At 59.9% G+C, this 23,835-nt stretch carries 30 protein-coding genes; 11 read left to right on the top strand and 19 right to left on the bottom strand.

What is annotated here, in order from left to right; translation table 11 throughout:
* The first annotated feature begins 95 nt into the window (after positions 1–95).
* Positions 96–950: an RNA polymerase sigma factor RpoH gene (gene rpoH, locus PMI22_RS16410; protein WP_007897890.1), complete on the top strand. Its 855-nt coding sequence runs from the start codon at positions 96–98 to the stop codon at positions 948–950.
* Between the two features lie 189 nt (positions 951–1,139).
* On the opposite strand, the gene mtgA is transcribed toward rpoH, so the two are convergent.
* The gene (gene mtgA / locus PMI22_RS16415; protein ID WP_007945514.1) at positions 1,140–1,862 is read right to left on the bottom strand and encodes a monofunctional biosynthetic peptidoglycan transglycosylase; all 723 of its coding nucleotides are present in this window, start codon (positions 1,860–1,862) and stop codon (positions 1,140–1,142) included.
* A 74-nt stretch (positions 1,863–1,936) separates the two neighbouring features.
* Here mtgA and PMI22_RS16420 point away from each other — a divergent pair, with 74 nt between their 5' ends.
* From PMI22_RS16420 to trmB, 4 genes are all read left to right on the top strand, one after another.
* Positions 1,937–2,317: a DUF423 domain-containing protein gene (locus tag PMI22_RS16420; protein WP_007945513.1), complete on the top strand. Its 381-nt coding sequence runs from the start codon at positions 1,937–1,939 to the stop codon at positions 2,315–2,317.
* Positions 2,318–2,388: 71 nt separating this feature from the next.
* Positions 2,389–2,589 carry a sulfur carrier protein ThiS gene (gene thiS, locus PMI22_RS16425; protein WP_162131643.1) on the top strand — a complete coding sequence of 67 codons (201 nt, stop codon included), beginning with the start codon at positions 2,389–2,391 and terminating at the stop codon, positions 2,587–2,589.
* Positions 2,590–2,649: 60 nt separating this feature from the next.
* Positions 2,650–3,444, top strand: a complete 795-nt coding sequence (locus tag PMI22_RS16430) for a thiazole synthase (protein ID WP_007945511.1) — start codon at positions 2,650–2,652, stop codon at positions 3,442–3,444.
* Between the two features lie 9 nt (positions 3,445–3,453).
* On the top strand, positions 3,454–4,179 hold the full coding sequence (trmB, locus tag PMI22_RS16435) for a tRNA (guanosine(46)-N7)-methyltransferase TrmB (protein WP_007945510.1): 726 nt from the start codon (positions 3,454–3,456) through the stop codon (positions 4,177–4,179).
* A gap of 124 nt (positions 4,180–4,303) precedes the next feature.
* On the opposite strand, the gene PMI22_RS16440 is transcribed toward trmB, so the two are convergent.
* The 10 genes from PMI22_RS16440 to PMI22_RS16485 all read right to left on the bottom strand — a co-directional run bounded on the left by PMI22_RS16440 (position 4,304) and on the right by PMI22_RS16485 (position 11,286).
* On the bottom strand, positions 4,304–4,627 hold the full coding sequence (locus tag PMI22_RS16440) for a DUF3392 domain-containing protein (protein ID WP_007945509.1): 324 nt from the start codon (positions 4,625–4,627) through the stop codon (positions 4,304–4,306).
* A 22-nt stretch (positions 4,628–4,649) separates the two neighbouring features.
* On the bottom strand, positions 4,650–5,855 hold the full coding sequence (hemW, locus tag PMI22_RS16445; protein ID WP_007945508.1) for a radical SAM family heme chaperone HemW: 1,206 nt from the start codon (positions 5,853–5,855) through the stop codon (positions 4,650–4,652).
* The gene (rdgB, locus tag PMI22_RS16450; RefSeq protein ID WP_007945506.1) at positions 5,852–6,448 is read right to left on the bottom strand and encodes an RdgB/HAM1 family non-canonical purine NTP pyrophosphatase; all 597 of its coding nucleotides are present in this window, start codon (positions 6,446–6,448) and stop codon (positions 5,852–5,854) included. The genes hemW and rdgB overlap by 4 nt, the downstream gene beginning before the upstream one ends.
* Positions 6,445–6,879 carry a DUF4426 domain-containing protein gene (locus PMI22_RS16455; RefSeq protein WP_007945505.1) on the bottom strand — a complete coding sequence of 145 codons (435 nt, stop codon included), beginning with the start codon at positions 6,877–6,879 and terminating at the stop codon, positions 6,445–6,447. The genes rdgB and PMI22_RS16455 overlap by 4 nt, the downstream gene beginning before the upstream one ends.
* A gap of 26 nt (positions 6,880–6,905) precedes the next feature.
* Complete coding sequence (metW, locus tag PMI22_RS16460) at positions 6,906–7,526, bottom strand: methionine biosynthesis protein MetW (protein WP_007945504.1); 621 nt, start codon at positions 7,524–7,526, stop codon at positions 6,906–6,908.
* Between the two features lie 7 nt (positions 7,527–7,533).
* Positions 7,534–8,676: a homoserine O-succinyltransferase MetX gene (gene metX, locus PMI22_RS16465; RefSeq protein WP_007945503.1), complete on the bottom strand. Its 1,143-nt coding sequence runs from the start codon at positions 8,674–8,676 to the stop codon at positions 7,534–7,536.
* A 178-nt stretch (positions 8,677–8,854) separates the two neighbouring features.
* Positions 8,855–9,145 carry a DUF167 domain-containing protein gene (locus PMI22_RS16470; protein WP_007945502.1) on the bottom strand — a complete coding sequence of 97 codons (291 nt, stop codon included), beginning with the start codon at positions 9,143–9,145 and terminating at the stop codon, positions 8,855–8,857.
* Positions 9,145–9,732, bottom strand: a complete 588-nt coding sequence (locus PMI22_RS16475; protein ID WP_007945501.1) for a YggT family protein — start codon at positions 9,730–9,732, stop codon at positions 9,145–9,147. Before PMI22_RS16475 ends, PMI22_RS16470 begins: the two co-directional genes overlap by 1 nt.
* A gap of 24 nt (positions 9,733–9,756) precedes the next feature.
* The gene (gene proC, locus PMI22_RS16480) at positions 9,757–10,575 is read right to left on the bottom strand and encodes a pyrroline-5-carboxylate reductase (protein ID WP_007945500.1); all 819 of its coding nucleotides are present in this window, start codon (positions 10,573–10,575) and stop codon (positions 9,757–9,759) included.
* A 24-nt stretch (positions 10,576–10,599) separates the two neighbouring features.
* Positions 10,600–11,286, bottom strand: coding sequence for a YggS family pyridoxal phosphate-dependent enzyme (locus tag PMI22_RS16485; protein WP_007945499.1), 687 nt, complete (start codon positions 11,284–11,286; stop codon positions 10,600–10,602).
* A 57-nt stretch (positions 11,287–11,343) separates the two neighbouring features.
* Between PMI22_RS16485 and PMI22_RS16490 the strand changes: the two genes are divergently transcribed.
* The gene (locus PMI22_RS16490) at positions 11,344–12,378 is read left to right on the top strand and encodes a type IV pilus twitching motility protein PilT (RefSeq protein ID WP_033049200.1); all 1,035 of its coding nucleotides are present in this window, start codon (positions 11,344–11,346) and stop codon (positions 12,376–12,378) included.
* Positions 12,379–12,494: 116 nt separating this feature from the next.
* Here PMI22_RS16490 and PMI22_RS16495 read toward each other — a convergent pair whose 3' ends face one another.
* Complete coding sequence (locus PMI22_RS16495; protein ID WP_007945497.1) at positions 12,495–13,112, bottom strand: C40 family peptidase; 618 nt, start codon at positions 13,110–13,112, stop codon at positions 12,495–12,497.
* A 250-nt stretch (positions 13,113–13,362) separates the two neighbouring features.
* Here PMI22_RS16495 and PMI22_RS16500 point away from each other — a divergent pair, with 250 nt between their 5' ends.
* Complete coding sequence (locus tag PMI22_RS16500; RefSeq protein WP_007945496.1) at positions 13,363–13,782, top strand: NINE protein; 420 nt, start codon at positions 13,363–13,365, stop codon at positions 13,780–13,782.
* 117 nt (positions 13,783–13,899) lie between these two features.
* Here the strand turns inward: PMI22_RS16500 and PMI22_RS16505 are convergent, their stop codons facing one another.
* From PMI22_RS16505 to gshB, 7 genes are all read right to left on the bottom strand, one after another.
* Complete coding sequence (locus tag PMI22_RS16505) at positions 13,900–15,171, bottom strand: dihydroorotase (RefSeq protein WP_007945495.1); 1,272 nt, start codon at positions 15,169–15,171, stop codon at positions 13,900–13,902.
* Positions 15,168–16,187 carry an aspartate carbamoyltransferase catalytic subunit gene (locus PMI22_RS16510; protein WP_007945494.1) on the bottom strand — a complete coding sequence of 340 codons (1,020 nt, stop codon included), beginning with the start codon at positions 16,185–16,187 and terminating at the stop codon, positions 15,168–15,170. The genes PMI22_RS16505 and PMI22_RS16510 overlap by 4 nt, the downstream gene beginning before the upstream one ends.
* Positions 16,188–16,213: 26 nt before the next feature.
* Positions 16,214–16,717 carry a bifunctional pyr operon transcriptional regulator/uracil phosphoribosyltransferase PyrR gene (gene pyrR / locus PMI22_RS16515; RefSeq protein ID WP_007945493.1) on the bottom strand — a complete coding sequence of 168 codons (504 nt, stop codon included), beginning with the start codon at positions 16,715–16,717 and terminating at the stop codon, positions 16,214–16,216.
* A 98-nt stretch (positions 16,718–16,815) separates the two neighbouring features.
* Positions 16,816–17,253: a Holliday junction resolvase RuvX gene (ruvX, locus tag PMI22_RS16520; RefSeq protein ID WP_007945492.1), complete on the bottom strand. Its 438-nt coding sequence runs from the start codon at positions 17,251–17,253 to the stop codon at positions 16,816–16,818.
* The gene (locus PMI22_RS16525) at positions 17,253–17,825 is read right to left on the bottom strand and encodes a YqgE/AlgH family protein (protein ID WP_007945491.1); all 573 of its coding nucleotides are present in this window, start codon (positions 17,823–17,825) and stop codon (positions 17,253–17,255) included. The genes ruvX and PMI22_RS16525 overlap by 1 nt, the downstream gene beginning before the upstream one ends.
* A gap of 193 nt (positions 17,826–18,018) precedes the next feature.
* Positions 18,019–18,918, bottom strand: coding sequence for an energy transducer TonB (locus PMI22_RS16530; protein ID WP_007945490.1), 900 nt, complete (start codon positions 18,916–18,918; stop codon positions 18,019–18,021).
* A gap of 106 nt (positions 18,919–19,024) precedes the next feature.
* Positions 19,025–19,975, bottom strand: coding sequence for a glutathione synthase (gene gshB / locus PMI22_RS16535; protein WP_007945489.1), 951 nt, complete (start codon positions 19,973–19,975; stop codon positions 19,025–19,027).
* A 235-nt stretch (positions 19,976–20,210) separates the two neighbouring features.
* Here gshB and pilG point away from each other — a divergent pair, with 235 nt between their 5' ends.
* The 4 genes from pilG (at position 20,211) to PMI22_RS16555 (ending at position 23,787) form a co-directional block, all read left to right on the top strand.
* Entirely contained in the window at positions 20,211–20,615 is a 405-nt protein-coding gene (pilG, locus tag PMI22_RS16540) for a twitching motility response regulator PilG (protein ID WP_007945488.1), read from the top strand.
* A gap of 57 nt (positions 20,616–20,672) precedes the next feature.
* Positions 20,673–21,038: a twitching motility response regulator PilH gene (pilH, locus tag PMI22_RS16545; protein ID WP_007945487.1), complete on the top strand. Its 366-nt coding sequence runs from the start codon at positions 20,673–20,675 to the stop codon at positions 21,036–21,038.
* Between the two features lie 10 nt (positions 21,039–21,048).
* A complete protein-coding gene (locus PMI22_RS16550; protein ID WP_007945486.1) occupies positions 21,049–21,582 on the top strand; it encodes a chemotaxis protein CheW in 534 nt (177 codons plus the stop codon).
* Positions 21,583–21,729: 147 nt separating this feature from the next.
* Positions 21,730–23,787 carry a methyl-accepting chemotaxis protein gene (locus PMI22_RS16555; RefSeq protein ID WP_007945485.1) on the top strand — a complete coding sequence of 686 codons (2,058 nt, stop codon included), beginning with the start codon at positions 21,730–21,732 and terminating at the stop codon, positions 23,785–23,787.
* Positions 23,788–23,835 lie beyond the last annotated feature (48 nt).

The raw sequence follows: 23,835 nt of genomic DNA, 5'->3' as shown, positions 1-23,835 counted from the left end.
ACCTTTCAGCGTTTATGGGAACTTGTTTTTCGGTTTCCGGTCAATTTTCGCAGTGCTGAACTGCACGAGTTTGTAAAAGTGGGAGGTTTTTTCGTATGACCAATTCTTTGCAACCTGCATATGCTCTGGTCCCGGGTGCGAACCTGGAGGCCTATGTGCACACCGTGAACAGCATTCCATTGCTGACGCCGGAGCAGGAGCGTGAACTGGCCGAGAGTCTCTATTATGAGCAGGATTTGGGGGCGGCTCGGCAGATGGTGCTCGCCCACCTGCGTTTTGTCGTACATATCGCCCGTAGCTATTCCGGCTACGGTCTGGCTCAGGCTGACCTGATCCAGGAAGGCAACGTCGGCCTGATGAAGGCGGTCAAGCGCTTCAACCCGGAAATGGGTGTGCGTCTGGTTTCGTTCGCGGTGCACTGGATCAAGGCGGAAATCCACGAGTTCATCCTGCGCAACTGGCGCATCGTGAAAGTCGCGACCACCAAGGCCCAGCGCAAGTTGTTCTTCAACCTGCGCAGCCAGAAGAAGCGTCTGGCGTGGTTGAACAACGAGGAAGTCCACCGTGTGGCGGAAAGCCTCGGCGTAGAGCCGCGGGAAGTGCGAGAGATGGAAAGTCGCCTGACCGGCCATGACATGGCCTTCGACCCGGCCGCGGAAGCGGACGACGACAGTGCTTTCCAGTCGCCAGCCAACTATCTGGAAGACCACCGGTACGACCCGGCCCGTCAACTGGAAGATGCTGACTGGAGCGACAACTCCAACCACAACCTGCACGAAGCACTGGAAGTGCTGGACGACCGCAGCCGTGACATCCTTTATCAGCGCTGGTTGGCTGAAGAGAAAGCCACGCTGCACGACCTGGCGCAGAAGTACAACGTGTCGGCCGAGCGTATCCGTCAGCTTGAGAAGAGCGCGATGAACAAGCTCAAGTTGTCGATCGCGGCATAACCTGCGAACCGGCATAAAAAACGCCCCGATCATTGATCGGGGCGTTTTTGTTTGTGCCCGGTTTTCTGCAACACCACAAAACTAATGTGGGAGCGGGCTTGCTCGCGAAAGCGGTGTGTCATTCAGCATAAATGTTGACTGATACACCGCTTTCGCGAGCAGGCTCGCTCCCACAGGGGATTTGCGGTGTTACTGGGACCAAGGTGCCCGGCGCGAATCGTTGAGGCCAACCAGATAGCTTTCCCCACCCAACTGACTCATCTGCCGCCGAATCCACCCGGCCCGTCGTGCGACGTAGTTGGTCGGATGGCTCGCGCTCCACACTCGCGGGTTGGGCAAGACGGCGGCCAGCAAGCTCGATTGCTGACGGCTCAGACTTTTAGCACTCACACCGAAGTGATGCCGTGCCGCAGCCTCTGCCCCAAACACCCCGTCATCCCACTCAACGCTGTTGAGATACACCTCAAGAATCCGCTGCTTAGGCCAGATCACTTCGATCAGCGCGGTAAACCAGGCCTCCAGACCTTTGCGCAACCAACTGCGGCCAGACCACAGGAACAGATTCTTCGAGACTTGCTGGCTCAGTGTGCTGGCACCGCGAATCGATCCGCCCAGTTCGTTGTGAGCCAGTGCCGCCTGAATCGCGTGGAAGTCAAAACCCCAGTGCTCCGGGAATTTCTGATCTTCACCCGCAATCACAGCGAGTTTCAGGTCGTCGGAGATTTCATCCCACGGCTTCCAGGTGCGCTGCAGATCAATCGGCTCGCCGTCGAACCAGGATTCGATCTTGCGCTCGACCATCAACGCTGTTCCCGGCGGCGGCACAAAGCGAAAGATCAGCACCAGCAATACGCTGCCACCGGCGAACCAGAGCACGGCCTTTGTGAATCGACGCAAATATATACGCAGCATAGAGATGGCTTGGCCGAACCCGTTGAGCGGGCCATTATACAGACCCTGTTGATCGAGTCTGACTGGAGTTTTTCATGCTGCGTGGCTTTTTGATGCTGGCTGCTTTCTTCGGTTTCACCGGCGTTGCCCTCGGCGCGTTCGCCGCTCATGGCCTGAAAAACCGCCTGACCCCCGAGTACCTGGCGATTTTCCACACGGGCGTCACCTACCAACTGGTGCACACCCTGGCATTGTTGGGCGTGGCGCTGCTGGCTACGCAGATTCCAGGGCGTCTGGTCACGTGGGCAGGCGCCTCGTTTGCCATTGGTATCCTGCTGTTCTCCGGCAGCCTGTACTTGCTGACCCTGACCGGTGTCAGCAAACTCGGAATCGTCACACCTTTTGGTGGTTTGGCATTCCTGATCGGCTGGCTTTGCCTGGGCCTTGCCGCCTGGCGCTTGCCGCTTACCGCTTGACGCTTGTTGCTGACCTTTAGGTCATGATCGGGCTAGAATGCCAGCCCCTAAAAATGATGGCGGCATTCGGTATGCGCATTCAGTTGAACGGCGAATCCCTTGAACTGCCCAACGGTGAAACCGTTGCGGCCCTGCTGACCCGTCTGGAACTGACCGGACGCCGGGTGGCGGTTGAGCTCAATCTGGATATCGTCCCGCGCAGTCAGCATGCCGACACCACGCTGAACGACGGCGACACCGTCGAAGTCGTCCACGCCATCGGCGGCGGCTAGCCGTGCAGTCCGCAAGGGCACAGAATTCTGCAAGAACCTCACTCCTACAGAGGATTTCCCATGAGCATCGTTCGTAGCGACAAGCCTTTCGTCCTGGCCGGTCGTACTTACCAGTCGCGTTTGCTGGTAGGCACCGGCAAGTACCGTGACATGGAAGAAACCCGCCTGGCCATCGAAGCCTCGGGTGCCGAAATTGTCACCTTCGCCGTGCGCCGCACCAATCTGGGCCAGAACCAGGGCGAACCGAACCTGCTGGATTTCCTGTCGCCGGATCGCTACACCTTCCTGCCGAACACTGCCGGTTGCTACGACGCTATCGAAGCCGTGCGCACCTGTCGCCTGGCTCGTGAGCTGCTCGATGGTCACAACCTGGTGAAGCTGGAAGTGCTGGCGGACCAGAAAACCCTGTTCCCCAACGTGATCGAAACCCTCAAGGCCGCTGAATCGCTGGTCAAGGAAGGTTTTGATGTGATGGTCTACACCAGCGATGACCCGATCATTGCTCGCCAACTGGCGGAAATCGGCTGCATCGCGGTCATGCCGCTGGCGGGTCTGATCGGTTCGGGCCTGGGGATCTGCAACCCGTACAACCTGCAGATCATCCTCGAAGAAGCCAAGATCCCGGTGCTGGTGGATGCCGGTGTCGGTACCGCTTCCGACGCCACCATCGCCATGGAGCTGGGTTGTGACGCAGTGCTGATGAACTCGGCCATCGCCCACGCCCAGCAGCCGATCATGATGGCTGAAGCCATGAAGCACGCCATTGTCGCGGGCCGCCTGGCTTACCTCGCCGGCCGCATGCCGAAAAAACTCTATGCCAGCGCCTCCTCGCCGCTGGATGGTCTGATCAAGTAAGAGCCATTGATGACTGAATCAAACGACACGCCAATCCAGACGGAAGAAGGCGAAGAGCGCCAACACCGCCGCATCAAGAGTTTCGTGATGCGCGCCGGGCGCATGACTGAAGGCCAGCAAAAAGGCCTGGAGCAGGGCACGCCGCTGTTCGTGCTGCCGCTGGCCGATGCGCCGGTGGACTTCGATCAGGTGTTCGGCCGTTCGGCGCCGCGCTCGCTGGAAATCGGTTTCGGCATGGGCCATTCGCTGCTGGAAATGGCCGCGGCCTCGCCAGAACAGGATTTCATTGGCGTGGAAGTTCACCGTCCAGGTGTTGGCGCGCTGCTCAATGGCGTGCTGACTCAGGGCCTGACCAACCTGCGGGTCTACGATTGCGACGCGATTGAAGTGCTCAATCGCTGTATCGCTGACAACAGCCTTGATCGCCTGATGCTGTTTTTCCCTGATCCGTGGCACAAGAGCCGTCACCACAAGCGTCGTATCGTTCAGGCATCTTTCGCTGAACTGGTGCGCAGCAAGTTAAAGGTCGGCGGTGTATTGCACATGGCCACCGACTGGGAACCGTACGCCGAGTACATGCTGGAAGTGATGAACGTCGCCCCGGGCTATCGCAACCTCGCCGAAGACGGCAAGTGCGTCCCGCGTCCGACCGAGCGCCCGATCACCAAGTTCGAACGCCGCGGCGAACGACTTGGGCATGGCGTGTGGGATCTGAAGTTCGAAAAACAGTCCTAACCGGCCACTGATCGTTCCCACGCTACGCGTGGGAATGCCTCATTGGACGCCCTGCGTCCGCACTTGGGACGCGGAGCGTCCCTAACTGCATTCCCACGCGGAGCGCGGGAACGATCGCCAGCCCTCAGCGGCGGTCGGCGACGACGCCAATGAGCACCAGCACCACCAACAACACCGGCGCCAGGCTGTAGTTGTTGAACTGGCCCAGGCCTTTGACGATCCACGGTGTGGCGTAGATCAACGCGGCGCCACTGCCGATCAGGCACAGCAGGGCCATCAGCGGGACGCGCAAGGCGCCGGCAATGCTGCCCAGCCGCTGCTCGACCCAGCCTTTGAAATCCGAACCGAACAGCACCAGCAGACAGCCCACCAAGGCCAGGGCGATTTCCGATAAGTTGCTGCGGCTCCAGCGGGACACCGTGGCGAGCAGGTCGAGTATCAAATCCATTCGTTTTCCCTTAGGGCTGAAATCAGCTCAGAAATTTTTGCAGCAAGTCATTGAGAAACAACTGTCCGCGTTCGGTGGCCGCCAGACGTGACGGTTCGACCTGCAACAAGCCACTTTGTTCGGCGTCGCGGCGGTGTTCGGCGAGGCTTTCCAGGGGCATCCCGGTGCGCTCCGGATAAAGCCGCGATTCGACGCCATCGTTCAGGCGCAGCGCGTTCATCAGGAACTCGAACGGCATCTCATCGTTGGTCAGCGCTTTCTCGCCAGCCTTGAAGCTTTTCGCCGGGTTGAGGTAATCCTTGGGCAATCGGGTCTTCCAGGTGCGCACGATGCGCCCGTCAGGATGACTGAGCTTGCCGTGTGCACCGGCGCCAATGCCGATGAAGTCGCCGAAGCTCCAGTAATTGAGGTTATGCCGCGCCGGACGACCAGGCTGGGCGTAAGCCGAGACTTCATATTGCGCGTAACCGTGTTCGGCGAGCAGCGCCTGACCCGCTTCCTGAATGTCCCACAACGTGTCGTCTTCCGGCAGCGTTGGCGGCTGGTTCCAGAACACCGTGTTCGGCTCCAGCGTCAGCTGATACCAGGACAGGTGGGTCGGCTTCAAGGCGATGGCCTGGCGCAGGTCGCTCAGCGCATCGTCCAGCGACTGGTCGGGCAACCCATGCATCAAGTCCAGGTTGAAATTATCGAACCCGGCCCTGCGCGCCATGCCGGCGGCACGAACCGCTTCGTCACCGTTGTGAATCCGGCCCAATGCCTTGAGCTTCTCTTCCTGAAAACTCTGAATGCCGATCGACAGGCGATTGATGCCCAGGGCGCGGTAAGCGACAAACTTCTCTTGTTCGAACGTCCCCGGATTGGCTTCCAGGGTGATTTCGATGTCGCTGGCAAACGGAATGCGCTGTTCGACTCCTTTGAGCAAACGGCCCAAGGCTTCGGCACTGAACAGGCTTGGTGTGCCGCCACCAAAGAAAATCGAACTCAGCTCACGACCATATACCGCGTGCAGATCCTGATCGAGGTCTGCCAGCAGCGCGTCGACGTACTCTTCTTCCGGCAGCACCGGGCTGGCGGTGTGGGAGTTGAAGTCGCAATAAGGGCATTTGCGCACACACCACGGGATGTGGATGTACAGCGCCAGGGGTGGCAACACGGGCAGTGCCGCCCGTGGCGATTGGGCGTCGCCGCCGAATATCAGCGGTGACGCAGATGAGTCGTGGATCATTTCAGGCCCAGACGCTGGCGCAGCAGTTCCATTGCACGGGCGCGGTGACTGATGACGTTCTTGTCGCTCGGACTCAGCTCTGCGCTGGAGCAATCGCGCTCCGGTACCCAGAACAGCGGATCGTAACCAAACCCGTGCTCGCCACTGGCGGCCGGCAGGATACGCCCGTGCCACAGGCCTTCGCAGAGAATGGGTAATGGATCTTCAGCGTGACGCACCAGCGCCAGGACGCAGACGAACTGCGCGCCGCGCTCGGCTTCTGGCACGTCTTTCAACGCGTCGAGCAGCTTGGCGTTGTTCGCCGCATCACCCTGACCATCCGCATAACGAGCCGAATAGATGCCCGGCGCACCACCGAGGAAATCCACCGCCAGCCCTGAGTCGTCAGCCAGCGCCGGCAAGCCGGAAATGCGCGCGGCATTGCGGGCCTTGAGAATGGCGTTTTCGACAAACGACAGGCCGGTTTCTTCAGGCTCGACCTGACTGAACTCGCCGATCGAGCGCAGTTGCACCGAGTGGCCAAGCATCGCCTGGAGCTCTTTGAGTTTGCCGGCGTTGTGGCTGGCCAGTACGAGCTGTGTAAAGTTGATCATTCGCCGGGGAAAATCTCTTGGTTGAAATTGATGGTGTTGATTTTGTCGCCGATCTGCACCTTGATGTCGAAGGTGCGGATTTCCGTCTGGGGCACCGGATACTGAGCGATGTAATAGATAGCGCCCTTTTCGGTGATTTGTCTGAAGTTCAACGGCACGATTTGGCTGGTCAGATCCTTGACTGTGCCGCTGACCTGCGCCATCAGGGGTTTGCCGTCCTTGATCACCGAAACGTTGATCATACCCAGATTCTTGCTACGCGCCTGCTCGACGGATTTGGCGATGTCCGGTGTCAGGAACGTTGAGTTGAAGGTGTTGTAGTACACCGTCACATCACCAAATGTTTGCTCGCGCTTGGCATTGATCGTGTCAGCGGCAAAAGCGGTGACGCTCAGGCAGGCAGTGAGTAAAAACAGCGCTAGACGAACCATGATCGTTCTCCTCGGAGTGGGGCGGGTCAGACCGCGACCTTGTGGTCTGCAAGTCCTGGGCTGCTGACGCGATAAATACCGATCTCGCCTAACAGATTAGGCCATAGCTTGCTGGCCCACCCGTGCCGATGCTGTTGATCCACGGCCAGCCGATCAATGACCTTGGCCTCACGTTTGAGGCACAAGGCTTCAAAGTCCGCAAAAGTGCAGAAGTGGATGTTCGGCGTGTTGTACCAGGTGTACGGCAGGAACTCGGAAACCGGCATCCGGCCCTTGCTCGCCAGGTACCAGCGGCAGCGCCAGTGACCGAAGTTGGGAAAGGTGATGATGCACTGGCGGCCGACCCGCAGCATTTCATCGAGGATCTTGTCCGGGTAATGCACCGCTTGCAGCGCCTGGGTCATGACCACGACGTCGAAGCTGTTGCTGGCAAAATTGCCCAGGCCCTTGTCCAGGTCCTGCTCGATGACGTTGATGCCCTTGGCCACGCATTCGGCGATGTTGTCCGGGTCGTTTTCCAGGCCATAGCCAGTCACTTGCTTGTTGTCGCGCAGCCAGGTCAGCAGTTCGCCATCACCGCAGCCGAGGTCGAGCACGCGGCTGCCGGCGGGGATCCATTCCTGGATGATTTCCAGATCAGCTCTCATGGCTTTCTCACAACGTAATGCGGTTCATGTAACTGCTGAATGCCTGCAAGTAACGCGGGATCGGCATCAGGAAGGCATCGTGGCCTTGCGGAGCATCGATCTCGAGGTAGCAGACGTCTTTCTTGGCGGCCATCAACGCGTCCACCAGTTCCCGCGAACGGGCAGGGGAGAAGCGCCAGTCGGTGGTGAACGACATTACGCAGAACTTGGCTTTCACGTGGGTGAAGGTCTTTGCCAGGTCATCGTCGAAGTTGGCTGCCGGGTCGAAATAGTCCAGCGCCTTGGTCATCAGCAAATAAGTATTGGCGTCGAAGCGCAAGGAGAACTCTTCGCCCTGATAACGCAAGTAGCTTTCGACCTGAAATTCGACGCTGTGGAAGTCGTAGTTGAGCTTTTCCCTTTTGATGAGGCCTCGGCCGAATTTCTCGCCCATGGAGTCATCGGACAGGTAGGTGATGTGCCCGACCATCCGCGCCAGCATCAAGCCGCGCTTGGGGATTACACCCGCTTCCTGGAACGAACCGCTGTGGAACTCGGGGTCGGTGAGGATCGCCTGGCGTGCCACTTCGTTGAAGGCGATGTTTTGCGCTGACAACTTGGGGGCCGAGGCGATGGCCAGGCAGTGCCGGATGCGCTCCGGGTAGGTGATGCTCCATTGCATCGCTTGCATGCCACCAAGGCTGCCGCCAATCACGGCAGCCCATTGGCTGATGCCGATGCGGTCCGCCAGGCGCGCCTGGCTGTGCACCCAGTCTTCCACGGTCAGCACCGGGAAGTCGGCGCCGAACGGCTTGCCGGTGTCCGGGTTGGTGCTGCTCGGGCCCGTAGAGCCGTTGCAACCGCCGAGGTTGTTCAGGCTGACCACGAAGAACTTGTTGGTGTCGATCGGTTTGCCGGGGCCGATGCAACTGTCCCACCAACCCGGTTTGCGGTCGTCGGGGCTGTGGTAGCCGGCAGCGTGATGATGACCGGACAGTGCGTGGCAAATCAGCACGGCGTTGTTCGCCGTGGCGTTTAGCGTGCCGTAGGTTTCATAGATCAGGTCATACGCTGGAAGCGAACGCCCGCAGGCCAGGGCCAGGGGGTCGCTGAAGTGCGCCACTTGCGGCGTCACCAGACCAACAGAATCGGGGGGAAAGGCAGTTGGCATCGACCCTGCTCTCGTTGAAATGAGGCGTAAGTCTAAAGACCGCTGCCCCTAGCAGCAAGCGACTACCCATGATCGTTCCCACGCTCTGCGTGGGAATGCCTCATTTGACGCTCCGCGTCTGCTTCGGCAGTGACGCGGAGCGTCACAGGCTGCATTCCCACGCGGAGCGTGGGAACGATCAAGGTAGGGTCAATCCGGGTAATTCAGGCAGCTTCTTCGGCGAACAAATCCGCACCCGTTTCTGCCGGTTCAACTCGCCGCTGATCAAACTGACCTGGCTCTTGGATACCCCAAAGGCCTTGGCCAGAAACGCCATCAGATACGCATTGGCCTTGCCTTCAACCGGCGGCGCGGTCAGGCGGATCTTCAGGCGATCCCCGTGCAGCCCGCAGAAATCATCGCTGCGGGCTGCCGGTTGCAGGTGACACTCCAGAATCAGGTCGTCACCGTCCCAGCGAAAGTAACTCATCAGATCAGGCCGAGCAGCCCTTGCGGCATGAAGGCGAAGTGCGCAAGGCGCGGGATCAGCCAGCTCTGCAGCAACTGGATCACGATGAACGCGAAGATCGGCGAAATATCGAGACCGCCCAGGTTCGGGATGATCCGGCGGAACGGCGCGAGTACCGGTTCAGTAATCTGCCCGACCAGTTCGGCGCCCGGGTTGTGGCTGCCCGGGGCGACCCAGGACAGAATCACGCTGATGATCATTGCGTAGAACAGAATGTTCAAAAACAGCGAGAACAGCGCGATCAGAGCCCACGGCACCAACAGCAACCAATCGACCATGAAGCCCTTGAGCGCCAGGATCACGGCGATCAGCACCATCTGCACGATCAGCGCCAGCACCAGCGACGACATGTCCAGCCCGAACATGCTTGGGATGACCCGACGCAGGGGCTTGAGCAGTGGTTGTGTGGCTTTGACGATGAACTGGCAGAGCGGGTTGTAAAAATTCGCCCGAACCAGTTGCAGGATAAAACGCATCAGTACGATCAGCAGGTACAGGCTGCCAAGGGTTTTAATGATGAAAATGGCAGCGTCATTGAGTCCGAGCATCTTTGATTCCTTTGTAAGAGCTGATTAGCGACCGAGTTGCTCAGCCATCTCGGCCGAGCGATGCGCGGCGGCGCCGAGTGCTGTTTCGACCAGGGCTTCGAAGCCTCCGGCCTGGAACGACTTGATCGCGGCTTCCGTGGTGCCCGCAGGCGACGTTACACGACGACGCAGTTCGGCGGCATCGACGTCGCTGGCGACCGCCATGTGCGCGGCGCCCAACGCTGTTTGCAAGGTCAGTTGCGCGGCGATGTCCGCTGGCAGGCCGAGTTTCACGCCGGCGGCGGTCATGGCTTCAATCAGCAGGAAGAAATAGGCCGGGCCGCTGCCGGAAACGGCGGTGACCGCGTCCAGTTGCTGCTCTTCGTTCAGCCACAGTGCGAGACCCACGGCCGACAGCAGCTCTTGAGCTTGCTGGCGTTGATCAGCGGTCACTTGAGCTGTGGCGAACAGGCCGCTCACGCCCTGACGCAGCAGCGCCGGGGTGTTGGGCATGCAGCGCACAATCGGCTGGGCGCCGAGCCAGTTGTTCATGCTGGCGCAGGTAATGCCGGCGGCAATCGACACCACCAGTTGATGGGGTTTGAGGCTCGGGCGAATCGCTTCGCACACGGTTTTCATCGCCTGGGGTTTGACCGCCAATACGACGACGTCGGCGTCTTGAATGGCGTCGGCGTTGTCGGCGAAGACTTCGATGCCGTGTTCGGCAGCCACCTTGGTGCGGGTTTCAACACCCGGATCGCTGGCGCGGATTTGCGAAGCGTCCAGACCTTTGGCGCGCAGGCCGCCGATCAGGCTGGCGGCCATGTTGCCGGCACCGATAAAGGCAATACGAGTTTTGCTCATGTCAGGTCCTTAGAAAGAAAGTGGTCAAGGCTGTCCGTAATCACGGGCGCCAAACAAGGCCGTACCAATACGGACCCAAGTGGCGCCTTGGGCAATAGCCGACTCAAGGTCATGGCTCATGCCCATGGAAAGTGTGTCGAGCGGCAGGTTCAGGCTGGCTTGCAGGCTTTGCACGGCAGCAAATGCGGCATCCTGTTCGGCGCGGTCATCCGTCGGCTCGGGGATCGCCATCAACCCGCGCAACGTGAGGCGCGGCAATTCACTGATGGCATTGGCCAGCGCCGGCAGGTCGGCCGGGGTGCAGCCGGATTTGCTGGCTTCACCGCTGACATTGACCTGAATGCAGATGTTCAGTGGCGGCAAATCGGCTGGCCGTTGTTCGGACAGGCGTTGTGCGATTTTCAAACGATCCACGGAATGCACCCAAGCGAAGTGCTCGGCGATAGCGCGAGTCTTGTTCGATTGAATGGGGCCGATGAAGTGCCAGATCAAGGGCAGGTCGGCCAATTCGAGCTGTTTGCCCAAGGCCTCCTGCAGGTAGTTCTCGCCAAAGTCGCGCAAGCCGGCGGCGTACGCTTCACGCAGGGCCTTGGCGGGTTTTGTCTTGCTCACGGCCAGCAACTGAACGCTGTGCTCATCGCGCCGGGCTGCCAGGGCGGCGGCACGGATGCGTGAACTTACCTGAGCAATGTTGTCTGCTATCGTGGACATTCAATGTGCGCCAGCGGTCTGAAGGTTGGCGGCATTCTACTGGAATTGAGGGGCGCTATGGATATCACTGAGCTGCTGGCATTCAGCGCTAAACAGGGCGCATCCGACCTGCACTTGTCCGCCGGGCTGCCCCCGATGATCCGCGTCGACGGCGATGTGCGACGCATCAACGTGCCGGCCCTGGACCACAAACAGGTGCAAGCGCTGATCTACGACATCATGAACGACACCCAGCGGGTGGACTTCGAGAAACACCTGGAAACCGACTTCTCATTTGAAGTGCCCGGTGTGGCGCGATTCAGGGTTAACGCCTTTAACCAGAATCGTGGCGCAGGCGCCGTGTTCCGCACCATTCCATCGAAGGTCCTGAGCATGGAGGACCTCGGCATGGGCGAGGTGTTTCGCAAGATGACCGACGCGCCACGCGGGCTGGTGCTGGTGACCGGCCCGACCGGTTCCGGCAAGTCCACCACCCTGGCGGCAATGATCGATTACCTGAACAACCATCGCCATCACCACATCCTCACCATCGAAGACCCGATCGAGTTCGTCCACGAATCGCGCAAATGCCTGATCAACCAGCGCGAAGTGCATCGCGATACGCGCAGCTTTGCGACCGCCTTGCGCTCGGCGCTGCGCGAAGACCCGGACGTGATCCTGGTGGGGGAGATGCGTGACCTGGAGACCATTCGCCTGGCGCTGACCGCCGCCGAGACCGGGCACCTGGTGTTTGGCACGCTGCACACAACCTCTGCTGCAAAAACCATCGACCGGGTGGTGGATGTGTTTCCGGGGGATGAGAAGTCGATGGTGCGGTCGATGCTGTCCGAGTCGTTACTGGCGGTGGTGTCGCAGACTTTGGTGAAGAAGATCGGAGGAGGGCGGATTGCGGCGCACGAGATCATGCTCGGAACATCGGCGATTCGTAACCTGATCCGTGAAGACAAGGTTGCGCAGATGTACTCGTCGATTCAGACCGGTGGGAGTCTGGGGATGCAGACGCTGGATATGTGCTTGAAGGAGCTGGTGACCAAGGGCTTGATCAGTCGCGAGCATGCGCGGGAGAAGGCGCGGTCGCCGGATAACTTCTGAGGATTGGAATTCAGGCCTGTCGATCGTTCCCACGCGCTGCGTGAAAATGCCTCAATGGACGCTCTGCGTCCGCTGTTGGGACGCGGAGTGTCCCGGGTCAGGCCCGGGATTTCAAATCAGCGCTGAACGACGCGCATCTGATTCTGTTCTTTAGGCAGAACCCGCTTGGCAACCACGTAGTGTTTTTCCCAGTACGGCTTTTTCAGCGTATCGATGCTCACCGACTTGCCACGGCGTGGTGCGTGGATGAAGCGGTCGTTGCCCAGGTAGATGGCAACATGATTGACTCGACGGCTCTTGAGCTTGAAGAAAATCAGGTCGCCCGGCTTCAGGTCCTCGCGATCCACTTCTTCGCCATGACCTTTGGCCATGGCGTTGGAGGTGCGCGGCAGGTCAAACGTAGCGTCGTTGAACGCATATTTCACCAGGCCACTGCAGTCGAACCCTTTACTTGGGCTGCTGCCACCCCAACGATACGGAGTACCGAGGACGTTGACGGCTCGACTCAGCACGTTGCTGCTTTCCTTGCTCGCCATTGGCGGAACAAGTTTGCTGTTGTCGCTCAGCTGGATCGATTTTTTAGCAGTTTGTTTGTTTTTGCTCGAAGGAGCAGAAACATGGGATTTTGGGGTGTAACCATTAACGTTTGGAAGACGTTGCTCACGATTGGTGGCGTGGGCGGCCAGTGGCATCAAAAGGCAAATGGTTAGCCATGTCTTGAAAAATGGACGCATTAGGCAGGGCTCGTATGTATGAACGCGCAACTTTATAACAGCTTTTTTTGCCCTTCCGAGGCCGTTGGTCGATTCAACATGGGGGGTAATGGAACCAATCAAGCGGCAGATTGACGCAATTGTCGGACAGAAGTCAGGTGCTATAAGGCTTTGGCAGGAGTCACACAAGCATTTGCCATACGTCGGCAACCGGTAAAAAAGTCACAAAGATTTAAAGAATATTTATCTATCGTGTGAGTCGAGGTCCTTAATGAACAGCTATCAGCAGTCCGCCACGCATCAAGATACGCACAGCAAAGTGATTGGTTATCTGCTGTGGATTTTCGGATTTACCGGCGCTCACCGCTTCTATTACGGCAAGCCGGTGACGGGGACGATCTGGTTCTTCACCTTCGGTTTGCTGGGGATTGGCTGGCTGATCGACCTGTTTCTGATCCCGGCAATGGACCGCGAAGCTGACTTTCGGTTCACCGCAGGGCCTATCGAGTACAACGTGGCGTGGATTCTGCTGACGTTTCTCGGGGTGTTCGGCGTCCACCGGATGTATCAGGGGAAGTGGATCAGCGGGTTGCTGTACCTGGTGACGGGCGGGTTGTTCTTTGTCGGGGTGCTGTATGACTTCTGGACGCTGAATGACCAGGTTTCGCTGCGTAACGCCCAGAGTCGTTGATGATCGTTCCCACGCTCTGCGTGGGAATGCCTCTGCGGACGCTCCGCGTCCGCTTTCGGGACGCAGAGCGTCCCTTTCTGCATTCCCACGCAGAGCGTGGGAACGATCGGTGCAGGGTTACGCCTGGTGGCTAATCCGCCCATCCACCAAGGTGTAACGCACTACACCCGGCAGGGTATGCCCAATAAACGGACAGTTCTCACCCTTGGATCGCCAGTTCTCACCGGCCACGGTTGACGTCGCCGGGTCGAACAGCACGATGTCCGCCGGTCCACCCACCGCCAGCTTGCCGGCCGGCAAACGCAGCGCCTCGGCAGGCCCGGCACTCAAACGCGCCAGCAACGTCGGCAGGTCCAGCAAGCCGTCCTCCACCAGTGTCATCGCCAGCGGCAGCAGCAATTCAACGCTGCTGATGCCGGGCTCCGTAGCGCCGAACGGTGCCAGTTTGGCGTCGCGCTCGTGCGGTTGGTGATGGCTGGAAATGGCCGAGACCACGCCCGATTTCACCGCTTCCCGCAGGCCGTCGCGGTCGGCGCGGGTGCGCAATGGCGGCTGTACGTGATAGAGGCTGCTGAAGTCGATCAGGGCTTCATCGGTCAGGATCAACTGGTACAGGGCGACATCGGCGGTCACCGGCAGCCCGCGCGCTTGTGCCTGAGCGATCAGGGCCACGCCGCGAGCACTGGTGAGTTGGCTGAAGTGCGCACGCACGCCGCTCTGCTCGACCAGCAGCAGGTCCCGGGCCAGGGCCACGGTTTCAGCGGTTTCCGGAATGCCCGGCAAGCCGAGGAAACTGGCGGTCGGGCCTTCATGGGCCAGGCCACCTTCGGCCAGGTCGTGGTCTTGCGAGTTGAAAATCACTGTCAGGTCGAACGTCGCCGCGTATTCCAGCGCCCGGCACAAGGTGCGGGTGTTGCGGAAGCTCTCCAGACCGTTGCCGAAGGCCACGCAGCCAGCGTCGCGCAAGGCAACAAGCTCTGCAAGCTGTTCGCCGTCCAGGCCTTTGCTCAAGGCGCCAATCGGGAAGACTTTGGTGTTGCCGGCTTCGCGAGCGCGGTCGAGGATCAGTTCGGCCACGGCCGAGGTGTCCAGCACCGGTTTGGTTTTCGGTGGGCAGCACAAGCTGGTCACGCCACCGGCCGCCGCCGCGCGGGTTTCGCTATTGATCGAGCCTTTGCGGCTGTAGCCCGGCTCGCGCAGGGCGACATTGAGGTCAACCAGGCCGGGGGCCGCCACCAGGCCTTTGGCGTCGATGGTGTCTACTGCAACGAAACCGGCCGGAGCGGCGCCAAGGGCGATGATCTTGCAGGCTTCAATATGGATGTCAGTTACTTTATCCAGACCAGTGGCTGGATCAATCACGCGGGCGCCGAGGATACTGAGCTTCACTGGGCGTTCTCCTGCTCGAATTGGCCTTGCTCGAATTGACGTTGCGCAGTCTGCCCGCTCATGGCCATGGACAGCACGGCCATACGAATCGCAATACCGTAGGTGACCTGGTTGAGGATCACCGAATGCGGGCCGTCGGCCACCGCCGACTCAATCTCCACCCCGCGGTTGATCGGCCCCGGGTGCATGACGATGCAATCCGGCTTGGCCCCGGCCAGGCGGGCGGTGGTCAGGCCGAACAGGCGGTAGAACTCGCCTTCGCTCGGCAGCAGGCCGCCGGCCATGCGTTCGCGTTGCAGGCGCAGCATGATCACCACGTCCACATCTTTCAGGCCTTCGGCCATGTCGGTGTAGACCTTCACGCCGTATTGCTCGATGCCGATGGGCAGCAGGGTTTTCGGCGCGATCACGCGGATGTCCGGGCAACCGAGGGTTTTCAGCGCCAGCATGTTCGAGCGTGCCACCCGCGAGTGCAGGATGTCGCCGACGATGGCCACCGAGAGGTTTTCGAAACCGCCCTTGTGTCGACGGATGGTGAGCATGTCGAGCATACCCTGCGTCGGGTGCGCGTGACGGCCGTCGCCGCCGTTGATGATTGCCACTTGCGGGCAGACATGTTCGGCGATGAAGTGTGCGGCACCGGAGTCACCGTGGCGCACGACGAACATGTCGGCAGCCATGGCTTCGAGGTTGCGCAGGGTGTCGAGCAGGGTTTCGCCCTTGCTCGCCGACGAGGTCGACACGTTCAGGGTGATCACGTCCGCCGACAGCCGCTGGGCCGCCAGTTCGAAGGTGGTGCGGGTGCGGGTGGAGTTTTCGAAGAACACGTTGCACACGGTCTTGCCGCGCAACAACGGGACTTTTTTCACGGCCCGGGCGCCGACTTCGAGGAACGAGTCGGCAGTGTCGAGGATTTCCGTCAGCAACTCGCGGCGCAAACCGTCGAGCGAGAGGAAGTGGCGCAGCTGGCCCTGATCATTGAGCTGCAGCGGGCGCTTGGTTTCTAGAGGCGTCATCGCGAGGGGACTCTCAATAGGGCGGATTAAAGGGCGAGGTCTTGCAACTCAAGCTTGAGCTCGGGACCGGACAGTTTCACCCGCTCGTGGGCGGCCAGCGACAGCGTCGCGCCCACCACGTTCGGGCGAATCGGCAGCTCGCCGGCGTCCAGGTCCAGCAGGCAGACCAGCGTTACGCTGGCCGGGCGGCCGTAGTCGAAAAGTTCGTTCAGCGCCGCGCGGATGGTCCGGCCGCTCATGAGCACGTCGTCGATCAGCACCAGGTGCTGGCCTTCGATTTCGAACGGCAGTGCAGACGGGCGAACCTGTGGGTGCAAACCGCTCTGGCTGAAATCGTCGCGATAGAAGGACACGTCCAGGGTGCCGAGCGGCGAGTCGCTGCCCATTTCATCGAGCAAGGCCTGGGCGACCCAGACACCGCCGGTACGAATACCGATGTAACGCGGTTCGCTGATGCCTCGTTTGGCCAGGTGGGCGTCAAGCCGGATCGCCATCTGGCTGATCAGTTCGGCGGGATTGGGCAGGCTCATGGTAGCTCCTTCTTGGGCCCGAGCCGATGTTGCTTGTGTGTTGGCTCGGGTTGTCGCTATAAAGAGTCGCTTGCAGCGGCTCTTGAGGATTCGTTGTTTCAGGACTCGAACAGTGCGCTGTTTTCGTCGAGCCAGCCTTGCAGCAGCAGGGCGGCGGCGATGGCGTCCACCGGGTTGTCGCGGTAACTGCCTTTTTGCCCGCCCCGATCACGTCGCTCGCCCTTGGCTTCAAACGTGGTCAGGCGTTCATCGTGGGTATAGAAGGGCAGGTTGTAGCGGCCGTTCAGGCGGCGGGCGAACTTTTCCGCGCGCAGGCACATGTCGCTCGGGGTGCCGTCCATGTTCAAGGGCAGGCCGACCACCACCGCATCGGGTTTCCACTCTTTAATCAGGGCTTCGACCTGATTCCAGTCGGGAACACCGTTCTGAGCCTTCAAAGTGCACAGCTCGCGGGCCTGGCCGGTAATCACCTGCCCGACCGCTACGCCGATCTGCTTGGTGCCATAGTCAAAACCCAAAATCAGGCGCAGGGCCATCAGGCGTGCCCCGCCTGGCTGGTGAGCAGGCTGAGGTTGACGCCCAAATGTTTGGCCGCCGCTTCCAGGCGCAGTTCGCTGCTGGTGTTGAACAGGATGTCGGCGTCGTACGGGCAGGTCAGCCAGGCGTTCTGGGCCAGTTCGGCATCCAGCTGCCCGGCTTCCCAGCCAGCGTAACCCAAGGCGATCAGGCTTTTCGCCGGACCCACGCCGTCGGCGATGGCGAACAGCACGTCTTGAGAAGTGGACAAGGACAGTTCGCCTTCCAGATCAGCGGTCGCCTGATAAGTCTGACCTGTTGGGTGCAGGACAAAGCCACGATCCGTCTGCACCGGGCCGCCCATGAAAATCGGCACATGCTGGCACAGCGCCGGCGGCTCGATGTCCGGGCGCAGTTGCTCAAGAATGTCGGCCAGACTCAGGTCTTGCGGGCGGTTGATCACCAGCCCCATGGCACCATTGGCCGTGTGCTCGACGATGTAGGTCAAGGTGTGCGCAAAGTTCGGGTCGGCCATATGAGGCATGGCGATCAGGAAGTGATGCTTGAGGTAGCTGGGGCTGACGTTTTTCATGAGCGATAGTGTGGCGTTGGAGGGGCGAACTGACAAGCTGGGGATGCACAGGAAATGCCTCAAATGCCAGCAACAATACAGATTAACTGTGGGAGCGAGCCTGCTCGCGATTGCGGTCTGTCAGACACTTCGATGCTGGATGTGATGCCGCATTCGCGAGCAGGCTCGCTCCCACAGGGGATTATTGGTGGTGTCAGTTGCTGGAGAGTCTGTCCCCACGGGCAAACTTCCACGTGCGGATGATTTCCAGGCGGTCGATGTCCGAAAGATCGCCGGTAAACGGCGCAAAGGGTGCCGCGAGCCTGACGATCCGCTGCGCCGCCTGATCCAGCAGCGGTTGCCCGGACGACTCCAGCACCAGCACTTCATACAGCGAGCCGTCGCGGTTGATCGAAACCATTAGCCGCAAATTGCCGTAGATCTGTTGGCGTCGGGCTTCGTCGGGGTAGTTGAGGTTACCAATGCGCTCGACCTTCTTGCGCCATTCGTCCTTATACCAGGCACCTTTGTCGCGCATGGTCGAGGCCGCGCTCAAGCGGTGGATACGCGGGCGTTTGGCGTACAGCTGTTGTTCATTGGCCAGTTCCGCTTCGAGGCTGGCGATGTCGCTGGACAACTGGGAGCTGTCGAACGTCGGTGCAGCGACCGCAGGTTTGGTTTGCGGTTTGACCTCTTCGTTCTTGGCAGGGGCTTTTTTCGGTTTGGGTGCGACGGTGGTCACGGCAGCCTTGGGCGCCGCTTCCTGCACTTCAGGCTTGGCAGCGGGCGGCGGCGTGACTTTTTGCACCTTGTTGTCCTGGAACGGCGCGACCTCGGTGGTCTTGGGGATCGCCTTTTTATCCAGGGTGCCGCTGCCCTGCTGATTTTCCTGGGCAAGGAAGTCGGCTTTTTCGGGCTTCTTTTCGCTTTTGAAGGTGGCGAGGGTGATTTCCAGGGTTTTGCTGATTTGTTGGGGTTCGACCATCGTAAAACCGACGCCCAACAGCAAGGCTAAATGGATCAACGCCGCCAGAAACAGGGTAAAACCGAGACGATCAGCCGGGCGCACGCCACGATGGGCGAGTTCAGCGGGCAGATCGGACGGGAGAGTCATGGCAGAAAAACCAACATCGCGTTTTTATGGGCTCGGCATGATAGCGCAATGTTGGTTTTTAGCTTCAAGCCGCAAGCTTCAAGCGACAAGCTGTAGAGACGCAGCTTCAAGCTTGCAGCTTCTTCTCAATGACCTCCATCAGCAGGCCGCCAATATCGGTGCCAAAGGCATTGTCGATTTCGCGAATGCAGGTCGGGCTGGTGACGTTGATTTCGGTCAGGTGTTCGCCGATCACGTCCAGGCCCACGAACAACAGGCCTTTCTCACGCAGGGTCGGGCCGACTTGAGCGGCAATCCAGCGATCCTTGTCGGTCAGTGGGCGGGCTTCGCCACGGCCGCCGGCCGCGAGGTTGCCACGGGTTTCACCGGCGGCGGGAATGCGCGCCAGGCAGTAATCCACCGGCTCACCATCGATCATCAGGATGCGCTTGTCGCCATCCTTGATCGCCGGCAGGTACGCCTGGCCCATGATCTGCTGGGCGCCCAGCGCGGTCAGGGTTTCCAGAATCACCGACAGGTTCGGGTCGCCAGCACGGTGACGGAAGATCGAAGTGCCGCCCATGCCGTCCAGTGGCTTGAGGATGACGTCGCCGTGTTTGGCGGCGAATTCACGCAGCACATCGGCGCGACGGCTGACCACGGTCGGCGGCGTGCACTGCGGGAACAGCGTGGCGAACAGCTTTTCGTTGCAGTCACGCAGGCTTTGCGGCTTGTTGACCACCAGCACGCCGGCGCGCTCGGCTTGCTCCAACAGGTAGGTGGAGTAAACGAATTCCATGTCGAACGGCGGATCCTTGCGCATCAGGATCACGTCCAGATCGCTCAACAGCGCATCGCTTTCATCGCCCAGCTCGAACCATTTTTCCGGGTTGGCGAACACCTTCAGCGGCCGCATCCGCGCCCGTGCTTCACCTTCGCCCTGATACAAATCGCGCTGTTCCATATAGAACAGTTCCCAGCCGCGCTTCTGCGCAGCCAGCAGCATGGCCAGCGAGCTATCCTTTTTATAGGAAATATTGGCAATAGGATCCATGACAATCCCGACGCGAACGCTCATGGGTTTTTCCTCGAAAATGGCTGGTCCGAAAGGACATGAAAAAGTGGCGTCAGAGTGGCGCTCAGTGTGTTCCCGGTCAAGGAAAAACCACCGCAAAGACCGGCCGATAGATTGCATTTGGAGACTGTGCTAAAAAGGCTGCCATGCCGTGCCGGCCCTTGATCGTAAAGGGTTTCGAGCCAGCGATTACCCTTAAACGGACAATTTGTTTCGCAAAGGCGACGGTAGAGCATTTATGGATCAGCATTCCAGCGCCTTGAAGGTCATGGTGATCGACGATTCGAAGACGATTCGTCGCACCGCCGAAACGCTGTTGAAGAATGTGGGTTGTGAAGTCATTACGGCCATCGACGGTTTCGATGCGCTGGCCAAGATTGCCGATAACCATCCCGGCATCATCTTTGTCGACATCATGATGCCGCGTCTGGATGGCTATCAGACCTGCGCTTTAATCAAGAACAACAGTGCGTTCAAGTCCACGCCAGTGATTATGCTGTCGTCCAAGGACGGGCTGTTCGACAAGGCCAAGGGGCGCATCGTTGGTTCCGACCAGTTTTTGACCAAGCCTTTCAGCAAGGAAGAGCTGCTGAACGCGATCCAGGCCCACATTCCGGGCTTCGCCGCCGTTTTGCCGCAGTAGGACACGCAAAGTGACGCTCGGCCAGCGGGCCCGGCGTCGACAAGAATGGGGAAGACCATGGCACGTATTCTGATCGTCGATGATTCGCCGACTGAAATGTACAAACTGACCGGCATGCTGGAAAAGCACGGTCACGAAGTGTTGAAAGCCGAAAACGGCGCCGACGGCGTGGCCCTGGCCCGTCAGGAAAAACCCGACGCGGTGCTGATGGACATCGTCATGCCCGGTCTCAACGGCTTTCAGGCGACTCGCCAGCTGACCAAAGACCCGGACACCGGGCACATCCCGGTGATTATCATCACCACCAAGGATCAGGATACCGACAAGGTCTGGGGCACCCGCCAGGGCGCCAAGGACTACCTGACCAAGCCGGTCGATGAAGAAACCCTGATCAAAACCCTGAACAACGTGTTGGCCGGTTGATCGCCCGGCCATGAGCGAGTCGTTGACGGCTTTTGAACTGCTGCTGCAAATCGACCAGCGCTGTCGCTTGCTGGCGGCGGATCTGCCGTCGCAGCCGACGCGGCAGGACAGCTGGAGCGGTATCGGTTTTCGCTTGGGCGAGGATTGGTACGTCGCGCCGATGGGCGAAGTCAGCGAAGTCCTGCATGAACCGCGTTTTACCCAATTGCCGGGCGTCAAACCCTGGGTCAAAGGGGTGGCCAACTTGCGTGGGCGATTGCTGCCGATCATGGACTTGTACGGTTTTTTTGGCCACGAAGTCTCGGCGGCGCGCAAGCAGCGGCGGGTGTTGGTGGTGGAGCATGACGAGGTGTTTGCCGGGTTGCTGGTCGACGAAGTCTTCGGTTTGCAGCACTTTGCCCAGGATAGCCTGGAACCGGTAGATCATTGGACCGGGCCAATGTCGGCGTTCGTCAAGGGCCGGTTCCAGCGTGAGCAGACCTGGCAAGTGTTCAGCCCGTTTGCGTTGGCGCAGTCGCAAAGCTTTATGCATGTCGCGCTATAAACCCGGACCCTTGTGGGAGCGAGCCTGCTCGCGATTGAACGATAACGCGGTGTTGCTGAGACACCGCGGCGCCTGAATCGCGAGCAGGCTCGCTCCCACAGGGTTTTCGGCAAGCATCAAAGGGTGTTGGTTAACAGGCGAGGACCGATGATAAAAATAAAAACAGGCAAGCCAGAAGGATCGCGCAGCCGCTCGCAGATCGTCGCGCTTTTTATCGCGCTGATCGTGTTCATCATGCTGCTGTTCGCCAATTTCGCTTACCTCAACACCCAGGCCACGTACGACAAACAGTACATCGGCCATGCCGGTGAACTGCGCGTGCTGTCCCAGCGCATCGCCAAAAATGCCACCGAAGCCGCCGCCGGCAAAGCGGCTGCGTTCAAATTGCTCAGCGATGCGCGCAATGACTTTGCGCTGCGTTGGGGTTACCTGAAGAAGGGTGATCCGGCCACTGGCCTGCCGCCAGCGCCGTCCACCGTACGCCCGGAAATGCGCGCCGTGCAGCTCGATTGGGAGCGCTTGCTGAAAAACACCGACGCGATCCTCACCAGCGAGCAGACCGTGCTGTCGCTGCATCAAGTCGCCGCGACCCTGGCCGAAACCGTGCCGCAGTTGCAGGTCGAGTACGAAAAAGTCGTCGAAATCCTTCTGCAACGTGGGGCTCCGGCTGCTCAGGTTGCGGTGGCCCAGCGTCAATCGCTGCTGGCCGAGCGCATTTTGGGCGCGGTGAATATGGTGCTGTCCGGCGACGAAAACTCGCAGCAGGCCGCCGATGCTTTCGGTCGTGACGCCGCGCGTTTTGGCCTGGTTCTCAACGGCATGCTTCAGGGTAACGTGGCGCTGAGGATCAGCCAGGTCGAAGACCGGGATGCCCGCGCCCGGTTGAGCGAGATTTCCGAACTGTTCGAATTCGTCTCCGGCTCGGTGGATGAAATCCTCGAAACCTCGCCCGAACTGTTCAAGGTCCGTGAGTCAGCCACCAACATTTTCACCCTGTCGCAAACCCTGCTCGACGAAGCCTCGCACCTGGCCATCGGTTTCGAAAACCTCGCCGACGGGCGCAATGTCGACACCATCGGCGGTTACGTGCTGGGTCTGCTGGCACTGATGTCGATCATCCTGATCGGCCTGGTGATGGTTCGCGAAACCAACCGCCAGCTGCAGGAAACCGCCGAGAAGAATGAACGTAACCAGAACGCGATCATGCGGCTTCTGGACGAAATCGAAGACCTGGCCGACGGCGACTTGACCGTCACGGCTTCGGTGACCGAAGACTTCACCGGCACCATTGCCGACTCGATCAACTACTCCGTGGACCAATTGCGCGACCTGGTGGCGACCATCAACCTGACCGCCGGCCAGGTGGCTGCCGCCGTGCAGGAAACCCAGGCCACCGCCATGCATCTTGCGCAGGCTTCAGAACATCAGGCACAGCAGATTTCCGAAGCCTCCACGGCCATTAACGACATGGCCCAGTCCATCGATCAGGTCTCGGCCAATGCCGCTGAATCTTCGGCGGTGGCGGAGCGCTCGGTGGAAATTGCCAACAAGGGCAACGAGGTGGTGCACAACACCATCCACGGCATGGACAACATTCGCGAGCAGATTCAGGACACGGCCAAGCGCATCAAGCGTCTGGGTGAGTCCTCGCAAGAAATCGGCGATATTGTCAGCCTGATCGATGACATCGCCGATCAGACCAACATTCTCGCGCTCAACGCCGCCATCCAGGCGTCGATGGCCGGTGATGCCGGGCGCGGTTTTGCGGTGGTGGCCGATGAAGTCCAGCGCCTGGCCGAGCGTTCGTCCGCCGCGACCCGGCAAATCGAAACCCTGGTGCGAGCGATCCAGACCGACACCAACGAAGCGGTGATTTCCATGGAACAGACCACCACCGAAGTGGTGCGTGGTGCGCGGCTGGCGCAGGATGCCGGTGTGGCCCTGGAAGAAATCGAAGGTGTATCGAAGACCCTCGCCGCGTTGATCCAGAGTATCTCCAACGCAGCGCAGCAACAGACCTCTTCGGCCGGACAGATTTCCCTGACGATGAATGTGATTCAACAGATCACCTCGCAGACCTCGTCCGGCTCCACCGCCACCGCCGAGAGCATCGGCAACCTGGCGAAAATGGCCAGTCAGCTGCGGCGTTCGGTGTCCGGCTTCACCTTGCCGGCCGCCAAGGTACAGGCGGCGGATAAAGCGTGAACCGTCCACAGGCATATGATTTTTGATTGGTGTAGGGACTGGAGTGGT

Source organism: Pseudomonas sp. GM21 (genome assembly GCF_000282215.1).
In the GTDB taxonomy this organism is placed as follows: Bacteria; Pseudomonadota; Gammaproteobacteria; order Pseudomonadales; family Pseudomonadaceae; genus Aquipseudomonas.
The sequence above is the reverse complement of the archived record's forward strand: the minus strand, read 5'-3'. Positions and strand labels throughout refer to the sequence as shown.

Excerpts from the sequence above, each read along its gene's own strand:
- pyrR (WP_007945493.1), bottom strand. The coding sequence starts at position 16,717 with ATGAGCCTGCCCAATCCCGCCGAACTGATCAGCCAGATGGCGATCCGG.
- PMI22_RS16495 (WP_007945497.1), bottom strand. The coding sequence starts at position 13,112 with ATGCGTCCATTTTTCAAGACATGGCTAACCATTTGCCTTTTGATGCCA.
- thiS (WP_162131643.1), top strand. The coding sequence starts at position 2,389 with ATGCGCATTCAGTTGAACGGCGAATCCCTTGAACTGCCCAACGGTGAA.
- PMI22_RS16420 (WP_007945513.1), top strand. The coding sequence starts at position 1,937 with ATGCTGCGTGGCTTTTTGATGCTGGCTGCTTTCTTCGGTTTCACCGGC.
- PMI22_RS16475 (WP_007945501.1), bottom strand. The coding sequence starts at position 9,732 with ATGCTCGGACTCAATGACGCTGCCATTTTCATCATTAAAACCCTTGGC.
- PMI22_RS16550 (WP_007945486.1), top strand. The coding sequence starts at position 21,049 with ATGAGCGAGTCGTTGACGGCTTTTGAACTGCTGCTGCAAATCGACCAG.
- PMI22_RS16455 (WP_007945505.1), bottom strand. The coding sequence starts at position 6,879 with ATGGTTCGTCTAGCGCTGTTTTTACTCACTGCCTGCCTGAGCGTCACC.
- PMI22_RS16485 (WP_007945499.1), bottom strand. The coding sequence starts at position 11,286 with ATGTCCACGATAGCAGACAACATTGCTCAGGTAAGTTCACGCATCCGT.
- PMI22_RS16530 (WP_007945490.1), bottom strand. The coding sequence starts at position 18,918 with ATGACTCTCCCGTCCGATCTGCCCGCTGAACTCGCCCATCGTGGCGTG.
- hemW (WP_007945508.1), bottom strand. The coding sequence starts at position 5,855 with ATGATCCACGACTCATCTGCGTCACCGCTGATATTCGGCGGCGACGCC.
- proC (WP_007945500.1), bottom strand. The coding sequence starts at position 10,575 with ATGAGCAAAACTCGTATTGCCTTTATCGGTGCCGGCAACATGGCCGCC.
- pilG (WP_007945488.1), top strand. The coding sequence starts at position 20,211 with ATGGATCAGCATTCCAGCGCCTTGAAGGTCATGGTGATCGACGATTCG.
- trmB (WP_007945510.1), top strand. The coding sequence starts at position 3,454 with ATGACTGAATCAAACGACACGCCAATCCAGACGGAAGAAGGCGAAGAG.
- PMI22_RS16490 (WP_033049200.1), top strand. The coding sequence starts at position 11,344 with ATGGATATCACTGAGCTGCTGGCATTCAGCGCTAAACAGGGCGCATCC.
- ruvX (WP_007945492.1), bottom strand. The coding sequence starts at position 17,253 with ATGGCCCTGCGCCTGATTTTGGGTTTTGACTATGGCACCAAGCAGATC.
- metW (WP_007945504.1), bottom strand. The coding sequence starts at position 7,526 with ATGAGAGCTGATCTGGAAATCATCCAGGAATGGATCCCCGCCGGCAGC.
- metX (WP_007945503.1), bottom strand. The coding sequence starts at position 8,676 with ATGCCAACTGCCTTTCCCCCCGATTCTGTTGGTCTGGTGACGCCGCAA.
- rdgB (WP_007945506.1), bottom strand. The coding sequence starts at position 6,448 with ATGATCAACTTTACACAGCTCGTACTGGCCAGCCACAACGCCGGCAAA.
- gshB (WP_007945489.1), bottom strand. The coding sequence starts at position 19,975 with ATGAGCGTTCGCGTCGGGATTGTCATGGATCCTATTGCCAATATTTCC.
- PMI22_RS16555 (WP_007945485.1), top strand. The coding sequence starts at position 21,730 with ATGATAAAAATAAAAACAGGCAAGCCAGAAGGATCGCGCAGCCGCTCG.
- PMI22_RS16470 (WP_007945502.1), bottom strand. The coding sequence starts at position 9,145 with ATGAGTTACTTTCGCTGGGACGGTGACGACCTGATTCTGGAGTGTCAC.
- mtgA (WP_007945514.1), bottom strand. The coding sequence starts at position 1,862 with ATGCTGCGTATATATTTGCGTCGATTCACAAAGGCCGTGCTCTGGTTC.
- PMI22_RS16510 (WP_007945494.1), bottom strand. The coding sequence starts at position 16,187 with ATGACGCCTCTAGAAACCAAGCGCCCGCTGCAGCTCAATGATCAGGGC.
- PMI22_RS16440 (WP_007945509.1), bottom strand. The coding sequence starts at position 4,627 with ATGGATTTGATACTCGACCTGCTCGCCACGGTGTCCCGCTGGAGCCGC.
- rpoH (WP_007897890.1), top strand. The coding sequence starts at position 96 with ATGACCAATTCTTTGCAACCTGCATATGCTCTGGTCCCGGGTGCGAAC.
- PMI22_RS16430 (WP_007945511.1), top strand. The coding sequence starts at position 2,650 with ATGAGCATCGTTCGTAGCGACAAGCCTTTCGTCCTGGCCGGTCGTACT.
- PMI22_RS16500 (WP_007945496.1), top strand. The coding sequence starts at position 13,363 with ATGAACAGCTATCAGCAGTCCGCCACGCATCAAGATACGCACAGCAAA.
- pilH (WP_007945487.1), top strand. The coding sequence starts at position 20,673 with ATGGCACGTATTCTGATCGTCGATGATTCGCCGACTGAAATGTACAAA.
- PMI22_RS16525 (WP_007945491.1), bottom strand. The coding sequence starts at position 17,825 with ATGAAAAACGTCAGCCCCAGCTACCTCAAGCATCACTTCCTGATCGCC.